At 71.6% G+C, this 12,422-nt stretch carries 10 protein-coding genes; 1 reads left to right on the top strand and 9 read right to left on the bottom strand.

Features of this window, described 5'->3' with window-relative positions; all coding sequences use genetic code 11:
• Nucleotides 1–2: 2 nt before the first annotated feature.
• Nucleotides 3–500: a tRNA (N6-threonylcarbamoyladenosine(37)-N6)-methyltransferase TrmO gene (gene tsaA, locus ASF41_RS16325; RefSeq protein WP_056494991.1), complete on the bottom strand. Its 498-nt coding sequence runs from the start codon at nucleotides 498–500 to the stop codon at nucleotides 3–5.
• A gap of 156 nt (nucleotides 501–656) precedes the next feature.
• Nucleotides 657–3,032: an EAL domain-containing protein gene (locus ASF41_RS16320; protein WP_056494988.1), complete on the bottom strand. Its 2,376-nt coding sequence runs from the start codon at nucleotides 3,030–3,032 to the stop codon at nucleotides 657–659.
• Between the two features lie 258 nt (nucleotides 3,033–3,290).
• Here ASF41_RS16320 and ASF41_RS16315 point away from each other — a divergent pair, with 258 nt between their 5' ends.
• Nucleotides 3,291–4,784, top strand: coding sequence for an AMP nucleosidase (locus tag ASF41_RS16315; RefSeq protein ID WP_056494981.1), 1,494 nt, complete (start codon nucleotides 3,291–3,293; stop codon nucleotides 4,782–4,784).
• A 99-nt stretch (nucleotides 4,785–4,883) separates the two neighbouring features.
• On the opposite strand, the gene ASF41_RS16310 is transcribed toward ASF41_RS16315, so the two are convergent.
• Genes ASF41_RS16310 through ASF41_RS16280 form a run of 7 tightly spaced genes read right to left on the bottom strand, consistent with a single transcriptional unit; the run spans nucleotide 4,884 to nucleotide 12,409 of the window.
• Complete coding sequence (locus ASF41_RS16310; protein ID WP_056212644.1) at nucleotides 4,884–6,164, bottom strand: ATP-binding protein; 1,281 nt, start codon at nucleotides 6,162–6,164, stop codon at nucleotides 4,884–4,886.
• A 28-nt stretch (nucleotides 6,165–6,192) separates the two neighbouring features.
• On the bottom strand, nucleotides 6,193–7,230 hold the full coding sequence (locus tag ASF41_RS16305) for a lysylphosphatidylglycerol synthase domain-containing protein (RefSeq protein ID WP_056270971.1): 1,038 nt from the start codon (nucleotides 7,228–7,230) through the stop codon (nucleotides 6,193–6,195).
• A 58-nt stretch (nucleotides 7,231–7,288) separates the two neighbouring features.
• Complete coding sequence (locus tag ASF41_RS16300; RefSeq protein ID WP_082504592.1) at nucleotides 7,289–7,999, bottom strand: uracil-DNA glycosylase; 711 nt, start codon at nucleotides 7,997–7,999, stop codon at nucleotides 7,289–7,291.
• Nucleotides 7,989–8,753 (bottom strand): PIG-L deacetylase family protein, encoded by a 765-nt coding sequence (locus ASF41_RS16295; RefSeq protein WP_056494978.1) that lies wholly within the window; start codon nucleotides 8,751–8,753, stop codon nucleotides 7,989–7,991. Before ASF41_RS16295 ends, ASF41_RS16300 begins: the two co-directional genes overlap by 11 nt.
• A gap of 4 nt (nucleotides 8,754–8,757) precedes the next feature.
• The gene (locus ASF41_RS16290; RefSeq protein ID WP_056270967.1) at nucleotides 8,758–9,981 is read right to left on the bottom strand and encodes a glycosyltransferase family 4 protein; all 1,224 of its coding nucleotides are present in this window, start codon (nucleotides 9,979–9,981) and stop codon (nucleotides 8,758–8,760) included.
• Complete coding sequence (locus tag ASF41_RS16285; protein WP_056494975.1) at nucleotides 9,978–10,823, bottom strand: sugar phosphate isomerase/epimerase; 846 nt, start codon at nucleotides 10,821–10,823, stop codon at nucleotides 9,978–9,980. Before ASF41_RS16285 ends, ASF41_RS16290 begins: the two co-directional genes overlap by 4 nt.
• Complete coding sequence (locus ASF41_RS16280; protein ID WP_056494972.1) at nucleotides 10,820–12,409, bottom strand: YcaO-like family protein; 1,590 nt, start codon at nucleotides 12,407–12,409, stop codon at nucleotides 10,820–10,822. The genes ASF41_RS16285 and ASF41_RS16280 overlap by 4 nt, the downstream gene beginning before the upstream one ends.
• Between the last annotated feature and the right edge of the window lie 13 nt (nucleotides 12,410–12,422).

The following is a 12,422-nucleotide window of genomic DNA, read 5'->3' as shown; positions in this document are numbered from 1 at the left end:
CGTCAGCGCGGGCTCGTCCCGGCCCGGTCCACCGTGGCGCCGGGGCGCGAATCCGTCGACGCGAAATAGGGCTTGATGTCGAGGAGCGGGGTGCCGTCGCGGCAATCGAGACCGCGCACCCGCAGGCTCGCCCCGTCCCGCGCCAGAAGCTCGACCACCGAGAGGGCGATGGGGTTCGGGCGCGCCGGCGAGCGCAGGGAGAAGGTGCCCCGGCTGCCCTCCGCATGGCGGGGGCGCTGCAGCGCGAGGTCCCGGGCGGCCTCGTCCATCCAGTAGAGGACGATGAGGTGGCTCGCGCCCTCAACGTTCTGGAGGGCCTCGGCGAAGGGCGCATCGACGGCGAGCGTGCAGACCGCGTCGGTCTTCAGGCCGTTCTTCGGGCACTCGCCGCGCGTGGCCCAGGGCGTGCGGACGCGGCCGATGAAGTAGAGCCCGGCGTCGAAGGCGTCGGGCAGCGGGATCGCCACCTCACCGGGACGATCGTCGGTCTCGTCGTGCATGCGCGGCGCCTCTCCTCCGGCGCGGGTCGAAGCGCCGGGCCTCTCGTTTCGGGCAAGCCGAGACCGGGGGCAAGCCGAGACCGGGGGCAAGCCGAGACCGGGGGCAAGCCGAGACCGGGAGCAAGCCGAGACCGGGAGCGGGCCGGTCGCCGCCGGTCAGGCGGCGACCGGCGACCGTTGCCGGGCGCCGCGGGTCTGCTGCGCGAACTCGCTGATGGGGCCGGGCCGGCCGATGAAGTAGCCCTGCGCGGCGTGGCACTTCTCGGTGACGAGGAAGCCGAGCTCCTCGGCGGTCTCCACCCCTTCGGCGATGACCGGCAGCCCGAGGCCGGCGCCGAGCCCGAGCACGGAGCGCACGATGGCGGCCGCCTGCGGGTTCGAGTCGACGGCCGCGATGAAGGAGCCGTCGATCTTGATGGTGTCGAAGGGGAAGAGCCGCAGGTTCGAGAGGGACGAGTAGCCGGTGCCGAAATCGTCCATGGCGAGGCGCAGCCCCAGCGCCTTCAGCCGACGCAGGTTGGTCAGGGCCCGCTCGGGATCGCGGATCAGGGCGGTCTCGGTGATCTCGAGTTCGAGGCGCGCCGGATCGAGGCCGGTCTCGGCCAGGATCGCCTGGACGGCCGGCGCGAAGCCGGAATCATGGACCTGGACCCCCGAGACGTTGACCGCGACCGCCAGGGGTACCTCCCAGCGTGCGGCCTCCCGGCAGGCCTCCCGCAGCACCCAGGCGCCGATCTCCCGGATCAGACCGCTCTCCTCGGCGATGGGGATGAAGACCGCCGGCGAGACCAGCCCGCGCCCGGGCTGGTGCCAGCGCAGCAGGACCTCGAAGCCGATCACCGTCCCGGAGCGGGTCTCGATCTGCGGCTGGTAGACCAGGCGCAGCTGGTCCTCCGCCAGGGCGCGGCGCAGCTGCTTCTCCAGGAGGCGGCGCTCGCGCACATCCTGTCCCATGGACGCCTCGAAGAAGCGGTAGGTGTCCCGCCCCTCGGCCTTCGCCAGGAGGAGCGCCGTATCGGCCGCATTCACGAGGTCGTTGCGGTCGCGCGCGTCGTCCGGGAACACCGCGATGCCGATGGTGGCGGCCGGCACGGGCTCACCCTGGAGCGCGCTCTCGGCCGCGGCCTGGAGGGTCGCCCGGATGGTCTCGGCGAGGCGGCCGGCCGTCACCGCGTGGGTGCAGGGCGTCAGCACGGCGAACTCGTCGCCGCCGATCCGCGCCATCGTCTGGGTGTCGTCCAGGAGGCCGCCGACGAGGCGGGCGACCCGCACGAGGGTGGCGTCCCCGATCGGGTTTCCGAAGAGATCGTTGATCTCCTTGAACCCATCGAGGTTGATGTGGAGGAGCGCCAGGCGCCCGCTGCCCGCCTGCCGGATGTTCCGGTCCAGGCAGTCCTGGAAATGCTGGCGATTCGGCAATCCGGTCAGGAAGTCGTGCCCGACGAGGAACCGGATCTGGCGCTCGGCCCGCCGCCGCGTCGTGAGGTCCCGCACCGCCAGGGCGACATGCGGCGTCCGCCCATAGGCGACCGGGCGCATGATGAGCTGGACCGGGAGGTCGGACCCGTCGAGCCGGTACAGGGTCCCCTCGACCCCGTCGTCGGGGTGGTCGGCGAGGCTGCCGCGGGTCGCGCTGTCGGGAACGAACTGCGCCAGGGGCAATCCGGCCAGGGCCTTCGCCTCGCCGCCGGCCAGGGCCGCGAAGCTGTCGTTGGCGCTGACGATGACGCCGTCCTGGCAGATCACCAGGCCCTCGACGGCGGCGTTGGCGAGGCTGTGCAGGCGTCCGCGATAGACCTCGCGCTGGCGGTCGCGCAGGTCAAGCACCAGGGTCGTGCAGGCCATCAGGAGGATCGTCAGGCTCGCGAGCCCCACCGGGAGGGCGAGCCAGAGCGAGGGGACCGTCTCTTCGGGCACGACGACCGAGGGATCCGGCATCACCGTCAGGGCCAGCATGCCGAGGATGTGGTGGCCGCAGATCGCGCCCGCAAGGAGCGCGGCCCCGACGACCCGACCCCGTGCGCGTGCGCTGGTCAGCCCGATCCCCAGGGCCGCCATGGCGAGCCCGACGCCCACGGCGACGGACAGAGCCACCAGCGCTGGATTCCAGACCATGCGCCCGGCGACCTGATAGGCCGCCATACCGGTGTAGTGCATCGCGGCGATGCCGAGGCCCACGATGGCCCCCCCGACCAGGGGGGCGCTGCGGGCGCTCCAGAACGCCGCGGTCGCGAGGCCGATCCCGCTCACCCCGATGCCGAACACCAGCGACAGCACCGTCAGGCCGACCGCATAGGCCGCGACCAGGCCCGGATCGGAGGCCAGCATGGTGAGGAAATGTGTCGCCCAGATCCCCGAGCCGCCGGCGACGGCCGCGACCCCGACCCATCCGCTGCGCCAGCCGATCCGGGTCTGCTTCGCGTGGTGCAGAAGCGCGACCGTAGACGTCGCGGCCAGGGCGCAAATGATCGCCGCGAGCGTCAGCAGCCACGGGTCATGTTCGGTAATGAAGCACCCGAAGACTGTGAGCATCGACGCCCTGTTCCCCCTGTCGTAGCCGCTTATGCCAGTCCGAGGACCCAGTCTTCGTCTCTTCAGGACGAAACGGATACCTTGCATATGTTAAGGGAATCGGAGGCGAAACGAAATGGTTGTATTGGAACCAAGCGGCCATTGGGAATCCCTCAGGCCGCGACGGCGGCGGGAAAAGTCGCCGATCCTGCCCGCGTTCGCCTCCTGGGTGCGGCGGGTGTAAGACCCTGGGGACCGAGCGCCTGGGCAGGAGTCACCGTGATCCGCAACGAGTTGCGACCGATGGAATCCGTCTCCGATGCCGAGACCGCGGTGGACCGCCTGGCGGCACTCCATGCGGGGGCGATCGCGGCGTTGCGTTCGGCCCTCGCGCGCTATCTCGATGGCGGCCCGCCGCCGGACGCGACGGAGCGGCTGCAGTTCCGCTATCCGGAACTGCGCCTCACCTACCAGCCGGCCGGGCCGATGCCGCAGGTCTCCCGGGCCACGGCCAAGCTCCAGGCGCCGGGCACCTACGCCACCACCGTGACCCAGCCGGACCATTTTCGCGGCTACCTGCTGGAGCAGTTGCGGCCCCTGGTGCGGGACTACGCCGTCACCCTGGAGGTCGGCCTCAGCGCCCAGGAGATCCCGTATCCCTACGTGATCGAGCCGGGCGCCGATCTCGGGCGCAGCGGCGTCACCCCGCGGGACCTCGCCACCTACTTCCCGGTGCCGCTGCTCTCGGTGGTGGGCGACGAGATCGCGGACGGGCTCTGGCAGGACCTGCCCGATGCGCCGCGCCCGCTCGCCCTCTTCGACGCGATCCGGACCGACTACTCGCTCCGGCGCCTGGTGCACTACACCGGCAGCGACTGGGGCGACGTGCAGCCCTGGATCCTGCTGACCAACTACCACCGCTACGTCGACGGATTCATCCGCCACGGCCTGGAGCGCCTGGCGCGCGGCGACGAGGGGTTCGAGCGGATGATCCTGCCGGGCGGCGTCACCGTCTCGCGGGCGGAGGCCGCTACCGTCGATCCGGCCGCGCTGATCGCCGCCTCGCCCTGGCACAAGTACCAGATGCCGGCCTACCACCTCGTGGCCCGGGGCCCCGACGGCAGCCAGCAGGGGACGACCCTGGTGAACATCGGCGTCGGCCCGTCCAACGCGAAGACGATCACCGACCACCTCGCGGTCCTGCGTCCGCATTGCTGGCTCATGGTCGGCCATTGCGGCGGCCTGCGCCAGTCGCAGACCATCGGCGACTATGTCCTCGCCCACGGCTATTTCCGCCGCGACCGCATCCTCGACGAGCTGGTGCCGCCGGACGTGCCGGTGCCGGCCCTGGCCGAAGTGCAGCTCGCCCTCCAGGCGGCGGCCGCCCACGTCACCGGCGAGAAGAGCGAGGCCCTGAAGCGCCGGCTCCGGACGGGCACGGTGGTCACCTACGACGACCGCAACTGGGAGCTCCGCTTCAGCCAGGAGCGGCGGCGCATCAACCTGTCCCGCGCCATCGGCGTCGACATGGAGAGTGGCACCATCGCGGCCCAGGGCTATCGCCTGCGAGTTCCCTACGGCACGCTGCTCTGCGTCTCCGACAAGCCGCTCCACGGCGAGATCAAGCTGCCGGGCGCCGCCAACGCCTTCTACGAGCGCGCGGTGGCCGAGCACCTGCTCATCGGCCTCGCCGCCCTCGACAACCTGCGGGCCGAGCGCCACGGCCTGCATTCGCGCAAGCTGCGCAGCTTCGACGAGCCGCCCTTCCGCTAGAGCATTTTCGGTGATCTCCGAATCATCGAAAATGCCCTTTCTGATTGTGTGGTCGCGTTGTCTTCACGCGAGCCGGCATCCCCCTTTCTTGAAAACGCTCTAGGCCGGCTCGGCGAGGACGTCCGGGGGCTCGACGGCCTCGAATTCCGGAAAAATCGCCCGCACGGTGGTGCCCGCGTCGGGCACGCTCTCGATTAGCAGGCGGCCCCGGTGCCGGTTGACGATGTGCTTGACGATGGCGAGGCCGAGGCCGGTCCCGCCCTGGTCGCGGCTGGAGGCGACGTCGACCCGGTAGAACCGTTCGGTCAGGCGCGGGATGTGCTCGGCCGCGATCCCCGGCCCGTGGTCGCGCACGGCGAGCTCGATGCTCGTCCGCCCGCTGGCCGCCTCGGTCTGGCGCCGAAGCGCGACCTCGACGCGCCCTCCGCTGCCGCCGTACTTCACCGCGTTCTCGATCAGGTTCTCGACCACCCGCAGCAGCTCGTCGCGCTCGCCCAGGATGGGGAAGGCGCCCTCGGCGGCGACGCTCAGCACCACGCCGCGGTCGCGGGCCAGCGGCCCCTGCGTGTCCACCATCTGCCGGGCGATCCGGGTCAGGTCGACGGGGCGCGTCGGCGGAACGTGCTCGCGCAGCTCGATCCGCGACAGCGACAGGAGATCGTCGACGAGGCGCGCCATCCGCTGCGCCTGGGTCTTCATGATGCCGAGGAAGCGTTCGCGCGCCGGCGGGTCGTTGCGGGCCGGGCCCTGCAGCGTCTCGATGAAGCCCAGCAGCGAGGCCAGCGGCGTGCGCAGCTCGTGGCTGGCATTGGCGACGAAATCGACCCGCGTCGCCTCGAGGCGCCGGGCCGAGGTGAGGTCGCGCAGGAACAGCACCACGTTGGGCTGCCCGCCCACCACGCCGTCCGGCATCGGCAGGGCGCCGATCTGCACCTCGAAGGCGCGCTCGGTGGGGACGCGCGTGGCGTAGAGCGTCTTGAGCGGGGCGCCGGTGCGCAGCACCTCCTCGATCCCGTCGAGGACGTCGGGGGCCCGCAGGGCGAAGGAGAGCGGGTGGCGCAGCTTCAGGGCCGGCAGCAGGGCCCGGGCGGCGGGATTGACCTCGATCACCACCGCACGGCGATCCACGAGGATGACGGGATCGGGAATGTTGGCGAGGAGCGCTTCCGCCACCGAATGCCGGCTGGCCCCGGGGCTCTCGGTCACCCGCACGATGCGGGCCCGCCCGAGGCTGCCGATGACGCCGCCGAGGCAGAGGACGACCAGGGAAGCCGCGATCATCGGTCCGTCGAGGGTTCCCCGTCCGGCCGCGAACACCCCGAGTCCCACCGTCGCGACGGTGGCGGCGGTCCAGGATGATCGGCGTGCGCCCCGTGCCATGCGGACCCTCCCGGCTCAGCCCCGCGCCTCAGGCCCGGGCGTCCCGGGTGCGCTTGACGATCTCGTAGACGGTCAACATGGCCAGCGCGATGACGAAGGGCACGAGATAATAGCAGACCCGGAACAGCAGCAGCGATCCGAGCACCTGGTCCCGGGGCAGGCTCGACAGCGCGAGGAGGATCGTCGCCTCGAACACCCCGATGCCACCCGGCGCGTTCGAGGCGATGCCCAGCATGGCCGCCAGGACGTAGATCGCCACGAAGGTGGTGAAGCCGATGGAGGTGCCCGCCGGGAGAAGCACGTAGAGCGTCGCGGCCGCCGCGCAGACGTCGCCGATGCCCACCACCATCTGGCTCAGGGAGACCGAGGCGCCCGGCAGTTCGAGCCGCCAGCTCTTCACCCGGACGTGGCGGCGCTTGAGAGAGACCCAGAGCAGGTAGGCCACCACGGCGAGGAGGGCGCCGAAGCCGACCCCCTGGTTCAGCGCGATGCTGGTGAAGGTGAGGGCGGCGAGCTGGCCGGCCTCGACGATGAGGCTGAGGCCCAGGACGACGCCCATCCCGAGCCAGAAGGTGAAGCCCGCGATCACCGTCAGGGCGGCGATCTTGGCCGCTCCCAGCCCCTTGCTCGAGTAGATCCAGTAGCGGATCGTCCCGGCCGTCAGGAGCGGGAAGCCGAGGGTGAAGCTGACGGCGTAACTCGTGAACGAGGCCAGGGCCGTCGTTCGGTACGGAACCTTCAGCTTGAGCTGCCGGAGGGCCAGGGCATCGTAGCAGGTGAGGAAGAGGTAGCTCAGGCCGACGAACAGGAAGGCGAAGCCGAGCTGTTCGGCCGAGGCGCCCGTGAAGGCCGCGTGCATCTCGGCCCAGGTGACCGTCTCGACGAGCTTCCACAGGACGAACAGCGAGCCCGCCAGGATGGCGAGGCTGGCGATGGTGCCGAGCCAGGCGTAGCGACCGCGCAGGCCGCCCTTCGGCGCCTCGGTCTCCGCCGCGTCGATCGGCGACGCCTCGGGCGCGAGCGCCTCGGCCGTCTCGATCTGCTTCTGCTGTCTCGCAAAGTTCATCTTGTCGGCGTCCGCCTCCGCTGGGCTCCCCGCGCACGGCCGCATCGGCGGCATGGGGTCAACCCGAGCTTGTGCCGGACCACGGCCCGTCGCCCGCATTTAGGAGCATCGGCCGGCAATTGCCAGCGAGGGAGGCGCAATGCCCACCGGCGATGCAGGCTTGCGCCTCCGCCAGCCCCGCCCGGATGCGCGCGGCGACGCTCGGCGCCGTGCAGACAAAGGTCGGGCTCGGATGCGGGATCGGGATCAGCCTCAAATCCGGACGCGACGCTTCGAGGTCCGACTGCGTGAAGACTGCGATCCGTCCGGAGAGCACGACGACGCGCAGGTGCGGCAGGCAGGCGAGGAGGGGCGCCAGCCAGGGCAGAGCCTGCCGCACCTCGGACCGGCGCGGGGGCCGGTTGCGGGCGCCGGGGGCGTGGATGACCCACGGAATCGTGTTCCAGATCAGGGTGTCGCGGCGGGCGATCCCGGCCTCGGCGAGGAAGCGGAAGAGGTTGGCGGCGGTGCCCGTCGGGTTGTCCCGCGAGACGAGGCCGGTGCCGCGGATGCGCGGACCCGGCGTCTCCAAGAGCAGCAGCAGGCGGGCCGCGACGCCGCCGTCGAGGGGGTCGGGCTCGGGGACTTCGGCGCCCTGCGCCGCGGCGATCGCCCGGCCGAGGGCGCGGATCGGGGCGAGGTGGGGGCTGTCGAGCCGGGACTTGCGCGCGGCCAGGGTGACGGGGTCGCGCAGGCTCTTCGGTTCGGCGGGCGGCGCCTCAGCCGACATCGGCGACGAGGCGCCCCAGGCTTTCCGGCAGGGTGCCCTGCCGGCGGAAGCGCTCGCGCCCGTCCTCCTGCGCCAGGCGCCGGGCGAGGCCCTCGGGACCGCCGAACTGGAAGCCGAGCTGCGTCGCGTAGGCCGCGCAGGCCGCGCCCTTGGCCACCCGGCCCTCGGGGCCGAACAGGCATTCCGTCTCCGGCAGATCGGCGAAGCGCGGGCGCAGGGGCTCCTTCGGGGTCTGGTCGCGCACCGTGTAGGGAAAGTCGCGCCACCACAGGATCGGCGCGGTCGGCTCGGCCGCGTCCAGGGCGCGGACCACCTGGACGTGATCCACATGCCCGCCGATGCCCTGGGGGGCCAGGACGAGGTCGGGTGCCGTCTCGGCGAGGAGCGCTTGGATCGCGCGGGTCAGGTCGGGCACGATGGTGTCCTCGGCCCGCACCTCGCCGAACAGCTCCGGCGCCGAGCCGTAGCCGCGATGCGGCGCCTCGCGGAAGGGCCAATGGCGCGGGGGTGCGAGCAAAAGGGCGGCCACGGCTGTCGCATCCTCGGCCCGGCGCAGGTCCATGTAGTCGATCTCGTGCCCGAGCCCCTTGTCGGTCTGGCAGGCGAGGGCGAAGCCGGTCGGGTTCGCCACCGAGGCGGTGAACACCGTCACGGTCTCGACCTGCCAACCCGCCCGGCCGAGGGCGTGGAGCAGCCCGCCGCAGGAGAAGGCGGCATCGTCGAGATGCGGCGACAGGGCGAGGGCGGTGGGCATCGGCTCAGAGCAGGTGCGGTTCGGCGCGGAAGCGGCAGGACGGGTCGTGCGGCAGGGTCGCGGCGAAATCGGTCGCCGGGCGCTCGTTCGCCACGCGCGCGTACACGTCCATGATCTGCCGGCCCACCGCCCGCCAGGAATAGACCTGCCGGCACTCGGCGAGCCCATCCTCGGCCAGGCGCCGGCGCAGGGGCTCGTCCTCGATGACGCGGGCCAGGGCCTCGGCCAGGGCCGGCACGTCGCCGGGCTGGACCAGGAGTCCGTTCTCGCCGTCGCGCAGGCAGTCCGAGACGCCGACCGCATGGGTCGAGACCACCGCGAGCCCGGCGGCCATCGCCTCCAGGATCGTGTTGGAGAATCCTTCCGCATAGGTCGGCGAGACGAAGACGTCCGCCGCCCGGTAGAGATCCGGCACGGTGTCGTAGTCGGCGTAGCCGGTGAAGCGGATCTCGGCTTCCGAGAACTTCAGGTCCGCTGCGCGAGCCTTCGACGAGTCCACGTCCGGCCCGATGCCGGAGATGGTCGCTTCGAACGGGATGGCGCGGGCGCGCACCAGCGCGAGGGCGTCGATGAAGTCGAGGACGCCTTTCCGGCGGTCGACTCGGCCGTGATAGAACAGCCGCACCGGGCCGGGATGGTTATCGGGTCCGGGCGTGAAGCGCGCGGTGTCGACCGCACCCGGCACGATGGTGAAGCGGGCGGGGTCCGAGCCGAGCCGGTCGCAGACCTCGCCGACGAAGGAGGCGCCGCCGATCAGCAGGGCGTTGGCATGGGCCAGGACTTCGCACATGGCGACCCGGTGGGTCTCGCAGCACGAGCCGACCCAGTGGCCGTCGCCGCCCTGGATCGAGACCACGTTCGGCACGCCGAGGGCGCGCGAGGCCAGGAGCGTGGCCCAACCGGTGGGGTAGCCGTACTGCGCGTGCAGGATGTCGAAGGGCTTCTTCGCGTGCTCGGTGCGAATCGCCGCCACCATCGTGTCGATGTCGCGCTCGAAGTCGCCGCTCTCCTGCTCGCCGAGCTGTTCCAGGCCGATCACGGTGACGCCGGGGACGTCGGGCGGCGGGCCGCCGCCATAGACGCGGGTGCCGAAGGCGTCGCCGCGATACTGGGAGATCATCGTGACGTCGTGGCCGGCCTCGACCAGCTCGCGCAGCAGGTTCTGCGCGTAGACGCTCATGCCGGAGATCGCCGGGAAGTAGCGGCGCGAGACGAAGCAGATCCTCACGCGGAGGCTCCCGGGTTCGGATTGCGGCAATCGCGGAGGTATTTCAGCGAGGCCGGCACCATCAGGTCGGCGCGGTGGCTCTCGCGGGAGAGCTCGACGCAGATCAGCCGGTCGAACCGGATCGCCTCGAGGGCGTCCAGCACGCCGGGCACGTCCATGTCGCCCTCGCCGAAGGGCAGGTGGACGTGGATGCCCCGCGCCATGTCCTCGAGGGCCACGGTGCCGATGCGGTCGGCGAACTCGCCGACGGCGACGGCCGGGTCGCGCTCGCCGGTGACGAGGCAGTGGCCGGTGTCGAGGGCGAGCTTCAGGCCCGGCAGGTCCAGGGCGGCGTAGTCGTCCAGGGTCTCGATCAGCATGCCGGGCTCGGGCTCCAGGCAGGCGACGACGTTCTGCTCGGCGGCGTAGGCGACGACCTCGGTCAGGCCCTCGCGCAGCCAGAGCCTCGCCGCGTCGGGATCGATGCCGGGCTTCGGCACGCCGGCCCAGAACGAGACCGCCTCGGACTGCAGGATCGCCGCGATGTCGACGGCGCGCTTGAGGAAGCCGATGCGCCGCGCCCGGCCGGACGCGTCGCCGCTGACCAGGGTCGGCTCGTGCTTGGCCTTCGGATCGAGGAGGAAGCGGGCACCGGTCTCGATCACCGAGCCGAGGCCGAGGCGCTGCAGGCGGCTCGACACCCGCTGCGCCTCCTGCACCCAGGTCTCGGCGAAGGGGTCGAGGTGGTGGATGTCGAGGGTCAGCGCCACGCCCTGGTATCCGGCCTCGGCGATGAGGTCGATCGCATCGTCCAGGCGGTGATGGGCGGTGCCGTTGGTGTTGTAGGCGAAGCGCAGGCTCATGCGGCGCGGCCCTGCTGGCTCAGGCGGAATGGCGCGTGGTGCGATTCCGGCTCGCGGTAGAGCGGGTAGTGGGCGCCCACGATCCGGTCGGCCAGCGCGGTGTCGAACAGCGGCTGCCCGCCGAAGTGCTCGATCGCCTCCGGGGTCAGGCGCACGGGCTTCAGGGTGTCGGTGGCCTCGCCGAAGCGGATCAGCGGGTGGTCGCGCTCGATGAGCTTCTGCGTGTTGCGTGCGCCGATGCGGTGATAGCTCATGGTCTCGACCTCGAGCCCCGGCACGATGGCCTTGACCACGCCGACCCGGCCGCCGGGCGGCGAGCAGTCGACGTAGAGCACGTCGAACCCGGCGTCCTCCAGCCGTTCGCGGGCGATGCGGCCCCGTGCGTGCCCGTCCGGGGCCTGCGTCGTGGGCAACTCCGAAAAGCGCTTGGTGGCGCGCTCGGAATAGACGGTGTCGCGCAAGGTCGCGGCGATGCCCTCGGGGGGCTGCACGATCCATTCGAGCATCGCTTTGAGGGCGCGGCTCTCCTCCAGATCGAGGCTCGGCAGGGCCTTGTCGATGAAGGCCTTGACGTAGCCCGGGGGCGTGACCCGCTCGGCGAAGGCGAGCGGCCCGTGGCCGAAGGCCTTGCGCACGCGGGCGGCCTGGAACTCGAGCAGCGCCTTGCGCAGGGCCCGCTCGCGGTCCGGGTCGCAGGCCTCGCCGCAGGCCGAGAGCGCGATCGGCACCGGCGTGTCGGCGAGGTTCCGGTCGTAGCCGACGACGTAGAGGTTGGTCAGGCCGAACTGATCGGTGGCGAATTTCGGCAGGGCCTTGATCCCGAGGGAATCCAGCCGATCGAGCATGCCGCGCGTCTCCGGGCCGAGGCCCTCCGACAGGTCGAGCACCACCCCCTGGTCGAGGGCGCGGAACAGGAGGCCGTTGCCGTCGCGCTGCAGGAGTTCGAGCAGGCCGTGGCCCAGCGCGAAGTCGACGTCCGGCCCGGCGCCGAGACCGTTGGTGATGAGGTTGGTGAAGGGCTTGTAGCCCTCCGACAGCTCGAAATAATCGGTGGCGGCGATGTCGAGCGGCATCAGTACCGTCTCGCCGGTGCGGGCGCGGAGGGCGGGCGTCCATTCGAGGGTGGTGGCGCGCCCCACCGGGCTGCCGGCGGGCAGGCACAGGGTGAGGGGATCGGCCACCGCGCCGGTGCCGTAGACCCGCACGAGGTCGTCGTAACTGGCGCGCTCCTTCTTGCGCGGCATCACGGCGAGCGAGGGCATCAGGTTCTCGGCGATCTCCGCCACAGCGCCGATGATCGCCTCGTCGTCGGTGGCGCCGTAACCGATGCCGCTCGGCATGGCGCCGACGAAGAACGGATCATCGAGGAACAGCGACACGAACCAGACCGGGATGCCGGTGCGGTCCAGCGGCGCCAGGGGGAAGCCGACGATGCGGCCCTCCGGCAGGATGTCGAGATAGGCGCGCACCGGCTCGGGCAGGGCGGCCGGCAGGCCCTCGATCCGGCGGGGAGCGCCGTGGGTGTAGGCGCGCGGTGCCTTGATCCGGCTGTGGCGGGCGCGGTCGTCCTGGTCCTGCTCGTTCACGGTCGTGCGTTTC

Source organism: Methylobacterium sp. Leaf111, from assembly GCF_001423285.1.
Taxonomy (GTDB): domain Bacteria; phylum Pseudomonadota; class Alphaproteobacteria; order Rhizobiales; family Beijerinckiaceae; genus Methylobacterium.
The sequence above is the reverse complement of the archived record's forward strand: the minus strand, read 5'-3'. Positions and strand labels throughout refer to the sequence as shown.

Bases quoted from the DNA above. Each gene is read 5' to 3' on its own strand.
- tsaA (WP_056494991.1), bottom strand. From the start codon at position 500: ATGCACGACGAGACCGACGATCGTCCCGGTGAGGTGGCGATCCCGCTG.
- ASF41_RS16320 (WP_056494988.1), bottom strand. From the start codon at position 3,032: ATGCTCACAGTCTTCGGGTGCTTCATTACCGAACATGACCCGTGGCTG.
- ASF41_RS16310 (WP_056212644.1), bottom strand. From the start codon at position 6,164: ATGGCACGGGGCGCACGCCGATCATCCTGGACCGCCGCCACCGTCGCG.
- ASF41_RS16305 (WP_056270971.1), bottom strand. From the start codon at position 7,230: ATGAACTTTGCGAGACAGCAGAAGCAGATCGAGACGGCCGAGGCGCTC.
- ASF41_RS16300 (WP_082504592.1), bottom strand. From the start codon at position 7,999: ATGTCGGCTGAGGCGCCGCCCGCCGAACCGAAGAGCCTGCGCGACCCC.
- ASF41_RS16295 (WP_056494978.1), bottom strand. From the start codon at position 8,753: ATGCCCACCGCCCTCGCCCTGTCGCCGCATCTCGACGATGCCGCCTTC.
- ASF41_RS16285 (WP_056494975.1), bottom strand. From the start codon at position 10,823: ATGAGCCTGCGCTTCGCCTACAACACCAACGGCACCGCCCATCACCGC.